This is a genomic window from Peptoanaerobacter stomatis (genome assembly GCF_000238115.1).
Lineage (GTDB): Bacteria > Bacillota > Clostridia > Peptostreptococcales > Filifactoraceae > Peptoanaerobacter > Peptoanaerobacter stomatis.
On the sequence record NZ_JH414585.1, the window covers coordinates 1 to 2,005 of the forward strand.

Here is a 2,005-nt window from a genome sequence, read left to right on the forward strand (position 1 = left end):
CACAATTAAAAGAAACAATATGGTTATAAAAGAGGAGAGGATACACCTGTACCCATACCGAACACAGAAGTTAAGCTCTTCATCGCTGATGGTACTTAGACCGCAGGGTCTTGGGAGAGTAGGTCATAGCCAATTGTAATCCGAAGTAGCTCAACGGCGGAGCACCCGGCTGTTAACCGGTAGGTTGTGGGTTCGAGTCCCACCTTCGGAGCCAATAGTGCCGAAGTGGCGGAACTGGCAGACGCACAGGACTTAAAATCCTGCGAATAGAGATATTCGTACCGGTTCGATTCCGGTCTTCGGCACCATATAATATCGCGGAGTGGAGCAGTTGGTAGCTCGTCGGGCTCATAACCCGAAGGTCGTTGGTTCGAATCCTTCCTCCGCAACCAAATATATTAATAACTGTGGCTCCTTGGTCAAGCGGTTAAGACACCGCCCTTTCACGGCGGCTACAGGGGTTCGAATCCCCTAGGAGTCACCATTTTTATTAATTATTTAAATTTGAATCATTTTATATTTTAAATATATGTTTTATTTGGATCCATAGCTCAGCTGGGAGAGCATCTGCCTTACAAGCAGGGGGTCACAGGTTCGAGCCCTGTTGGGTCCACCAAATAAATGGTCCGGTAGTTCAGTTGGTTAGAATGCCAGCCTGTCACGCTGGAGGTCGTGGGTTCGAACCCCATCCGGATCGCCAAGAAATATTTTCAAATAGAAGATTAAAAAGATAGTTAAACGCAATATGCTGGCGTGGCTCAATTGGCAGAGCAGCTGACTTGTAATCAGCAGGTTGTAGGTTCGATTCCTATCGCCAGCTCCATTTAGACAATTAATATATTGGAGGAATGCCCGAGTGGTTAAAGGGGGCAGACTGTAAATCTGTTGGTCAATCCTACGTTGGTTCAAATCCAACTTCCTCCACCATATGCGGGTGTAGCTCAGTGGTAGAGCCCCGGCCTTCCAAGCCGGTTGCGAGGGTTCGATCCCCTTCACCCGCTCCATATATGTGCCTGTAGCTCAGCAGGATAGAGCAGTGGCCTTCTAAGCCACGTGCCAGGGGTTCGAATCCCTTCAGGCACACCATTTTAATTAATAAATGCATATATATTACTTCTTGGAGGGGTGTCCGAGCGGTTTAAGGAGCTGGTCTTGAAAATCAGTGACTCCGAAAGGGGCCGTGGGTTCGAATCCCACCCCCTCCGCCATATTGGAGAAATACTCAAGTGGCTGAAGAGGCTCCCCTGCTAAGGGAGTAGGTCCTATTAACGGGGCGCGAGGGTTCAAATCCCTCTTTCTCCGCCATTAACGAGGTGTAGCGCAGTTTGGTAGCGCACGTGGTTTGGGACCATGGGGTCGGGGGTTCGAGTCCCTCCACCTCGACCATTTTTGTAGTTGAAATTTTATATAGGCTGGGTTTAATTAGGGGCGTAGTTCAGCGGTAGAACGTTGGTCTCCAAAACCAAATGCCGTGGGTTCAAATCCTGCCGCCCCTGCCATTAACGAGGTGTAGCGCAGTTTGGTAGCGCACGTGGTTTGGGACCATGGGGTCGGGGGTTCGAGTCCCTCCACCTCGACCATTGTGGGCTTATAGCTCAGGCGGTTAGAGCGCACGCCTGATAAGCGTGAGGTCGCTGGTTCGAGTCCAGCTAAGCCCACCATTATTTATTTTTTTGTAAAGAAGTAAAAAATGATTTAGGTATTATATTATTATAGGGGCCTTTAGCTCAGTTGGTTAGAGCGTCCGGCTCATAACCGGCAGGTCCGGGGTTCGAGTCCCTGAAGGCCCACCACTATTTATTATATGCCTAGATAGCTCAGTCGGTAGAGCAGAGGACTGAAAATCCTCGTGTCGATGGTTCGATTCCGTCTCTAGGCACCAATACAAATTCAGTTTAATTTAATATGATTATATTTTTATGGCGGCATAGCTCAGCTGGCTAGAGCGTTCGGTTCATACCCGAAAGGTCACAGGTTCGATCCCTGTTGCCGCTACCATTTTTAA

At 48.8% G+C, this 2,005-nt stretch carries 19 tRNA genes and 1 rRNA gene; all 20 read left to right on the forward strand.

Annotated features, from left to right (window positions below):
• The first annotated feature begins 18 nt into the window (after nucleotides 1–18).
• Nucleotides 19–135: ribosomal RNA gene (gene rrf / locus HMPREF9629_RS11090) — 5S ribosomal RNA — on the forward strand.
• 4 nt (nucleotides 136–139) lie between these two features.
• Nucleotides 140–214 (forward strand) — tRNA-Asn (locus tag HMPREF9629_RS11095).
• 5 nt (nucleotides 215–219) lie between these two features.
• Nucleotides 220–308 (forward strand) — tRNA-Leu (locus tag HMPREF9629_RS11100).
• Between the two features lie 8 nt (nucleotides 309–316).
• Nucleotides 317–392 (forward strand) — tRNA-Met (locus HMPREF9629_RS11105).
• A 17-nt stretch (nucleotides 393–409) separates the two neighbouring features.
• Nucleotides 410–484 (forward strand) — tRNA-Glu (locus HMPREF9629_RS11110).
• A gap of 56 nt (nucleotides 485–540) precedes the next feature.
• Nucleotides 541–616, forward strand: a tRNA-Val gene (locus HMPREF9629_RS11115).
• 7 nt (nucleotides 617–623) lie between these two features.
• Nucleotides 624–700: transfer RNA gene (locus HMPREF9629_RS11120), tRNA-Asp, on the forward strand.
• 47 nt (nucleotides 701–747) lie between these two features.
• Nucleotides 748–823, forward strand: a tRNA-Thr gene (locus HMPREF9629_RS11125).
• Nucleotides 824–842: 19 nt separating this feature from the next.
• Nucleotides 843–927, forward strand: a tRNA-Tyr gene (locus HMPREF9629_RS11130).
• 3 nt (nucleotides 928–930) lie between these two features.
• A tRNA-Gly gene (locus HMPREF9629_RS11135) sits at nucleotides 931–1,004 on the forward strand.
• A 5-nt stretch (nucleotides 1,005–1,009) separates the two neighbouring features.
• Nucleotides 1,010–1,086: transfer RNA gene (locus tag HMPREF9629_RS11140), tRNA-Arg, on the forward strand.
• Between the two features lie 33 nt (nucleotides 1,087–1,119).
• A tRNA-Ser gene (locus tag HMPREF9629_RS11145) sits at nucleotides 1,120–1,208 on the forward strand.
• Between the two features lie 4 nt (nucleotides 1,209–1,212).
• A tRNA-Ser gene (locus HMPREF9629_RS11150) sits at nucleotides 1,213–1,305 on the forward strand.
• 4 nt (nucleotides 1,306–1,309) lie between these two features.
• Nucleotides 1,310–1,386: transfer RNA gene (locus tag HMPREF9629_RS11155), tRNA-Pro, on the forward strand.
• Between the two features lie 38 nt (nucleotides 1,387–1,424).
• A tRNA-Trp gene (locus tag HMPREF9629_RS11160) sits at nucleotides 1,425–1,499 on the forward strand.
• A 4-nt stretch (nucleotides 1,500–1,503) separates the two neighbouring features.
• A tRNA-Pro gene (locus HMPREF9629_RS11165) sits at nucleotides 1,504–1,580 on the forward strand.
• Nucleotides 1,581–1,584: 4 nt separating this feature from the next.
• Nucleotides 1,585–1,661 (forward strand) — tRNA-Ile (locus HMPREF9629_RS11170).
• A 55-nt stretch (nucleotides 1,662–1,716) separates the two neighbouring features.
• Nucleotides 1,717–1,793: transfer RNA gene (locus tag HMPREF9629_RS11175), tRNA-Ile, on the forward strand.
• 13 nt (nucleotides 1,794–1,806) lie between these two features.
• A tRNA-Phe gene (locus tag HMPREF9629_RS11180) sits at nucleotides 1,807–1,882 on the forward strand.
• Nucleotides 1,883–1,921: 39 nt separating this feature from the next.
• Nucleotides 1,922–1,998, forward strand: a tRNA-Met gene (locus tag HMPREF9629_RS11185).
• The last annotated feature ends 7 nt before the right edge of the window (nucleotides 1,999–2,005 follow it).